Consider the following 1,505-nt stretch of genomic DNA (forward strand, 5'->3'; position numbering starts at 1 on the left):
GCCGCTTCCTCCTCGGCAGGGTCGGCCTGCTTGCCCAGCGCTTCCAGCGCCTGCAATTCCTCGTCCAGGCTTTGGAATCTGTCGGGGCCGGTGCCCAAGTCGCAGCAGCCCAACCATTCCTGGCCCGGGTTGTCTTGCAAGGTTTCCACGAGGTACACCGAGTCGGCCCACACGATCCACGCCAGCAACAACACCAGCCAGCCTACGGGGCCCAGAGCAAACGCCGTGCATGCCCTGCGTGGTTCCATCCGAGCACATGCATGATCAGCTGGCCGACGGCTTGCCGCTTAGCGTTGGCGAGCACGGGCCGCGGCGGTGTACGCCTCGATGGCCGCCTCGTCCCGATAGCCCGGATCGCGCCGCCACGGGTCGCCAGGCTCGATGCGGCATTCGTCTTCCACCCACTGCGGCCACCGCGGAATCTTGCTCGTGCGCATCACGATCCAGCGGAATAGGCTCATGGGCAAGAAGAACACCTGAAACAGCAGCTGCAACAGCGGCATGCCCTTGAGACCGGCCGTCAGCAATTCCCATCCGAACCACCAGCTTTCGCGCTGGCGATCGATGGGCGGCAGCATGATCAGCGGCGTGGGTTTGAGAGCTTCGAGCACTGGCCCTGGCCCCTCTTCCATGTAGCGGCGGAAAAACTCAAAAAACATCAAAAGATTTTGCCGTCCCGGCTCACCGGCATCGACCAGGCTCAGCGCAATGGATTCCTTGACCGTCACGCCATCCTTGTCTAGCAGGTGGCCCATCACGTTCAGATCCCCTCCGCCCAAGCCGATTTTCGTGTTGTAAATCGTCCAATACAGCTCATCCCACCCCGCCTTGAGCACCGTACCATCGCGCCGAAAGGCATACACCTGCCGGTTCTTGCGATTGAACCGAATCGGGTAGTGGGTGTAGGTGAAGGCGTCAGAAAAAATGAGCTTTTTCACGAACCACAGGAGTGGCAAGAGCATTATCAATGGCAACAGAAAAATCCATTCGCCTAACATGTATAGGCCATACAGGGTCGCAAAAATACCAAATAAGGCCGCAAACCCAAAACCAGCCCCAGCCATCGCCACAAACCCCCGCATGGCATACCACTTGTCCACGCACTCGACAAAGGTGCTGTTGAAGTGGATGAGCGAGAGGTCGTAGTGAACCTGCTGGCTGGCGGACTTCCTGAGATTGAAGTGGTGAACCTGCTCGTACTCGTTGAGCGGGCGGTTGACACGAAAACCACCTGGGCCCATGCCATAGGCGCTGAGAGTTGACATCGATCTGTCCTCAATGAGCCATTGCGCGCTTGAATTGCTCGGCCTGGGTGGCCGCATCAGGGTACTTCTCGCTTTGCGGGGCGGTGCCAAAGTAGCAGCGATACAGCCATTCCTGGCCCGGGTTGTCTTGCAAGGTTTCCACGAGGTAGTCGGCCCTGCAAAATTCATCTCGCGGTGCCGACGAGAAGCGCCGGAGGTGCAAGAGTAGCGAGTCGACTTGCGAACGCGGCGAGCGCTGAC

Annotated in this window: 3 protein-coding genes; all 3 read right to left on the reverse strand. The window is 59.5% G+C overall.

Annotation, left to right across the window (positions count from 1 at the left end; all coding sequences use genetic code 11):
• Nucleotides 1-248: hypothetical protein (locus F615_RS19115; protein WP_033371873.1), on the reverse strand; the 248-nt coding region annotated here is incomplete at its 3' end.
• A 39-nt stretch (nucleotides 249-287) separates the two neighbouring features.
• Nucleotides 288-1,322 carry a DUF6708 domain-containing protein gene (locus F615_RS19560; RefSeq protein WP_169452439.1) on the reverse strand — a complete coding sequence of 345 codons (1,035 nt, stop codon included), beginning with the start codon at nucleotides 1,320-1,322 and terminating at the stop codon, nucleotides 288-290.
• A partial coding sequence (locus F615_RS20345) for a hypothetical protein (RefSeq protein ID WP_026330421.1) occupies nucleotides 1,276-1,505 on the reverse strand: 230 nt, incomplete at its 5' end. The genes F615_RS19560 and F615_RS20345, both read right to left, overlap by 47 nt.

The sequence above is a fragment of the Caldimonas manganoxidans ATCC BAA-369 genome (genome assembly GCF_000381125.1).
Taxonomy (GTDB): Bacteria; Pseudomonadota; Gammaproteobacteria; order Burkholderiales; family Burkholderiaceae_C; genus Caldimonas; species Caldimonas manganoxidans.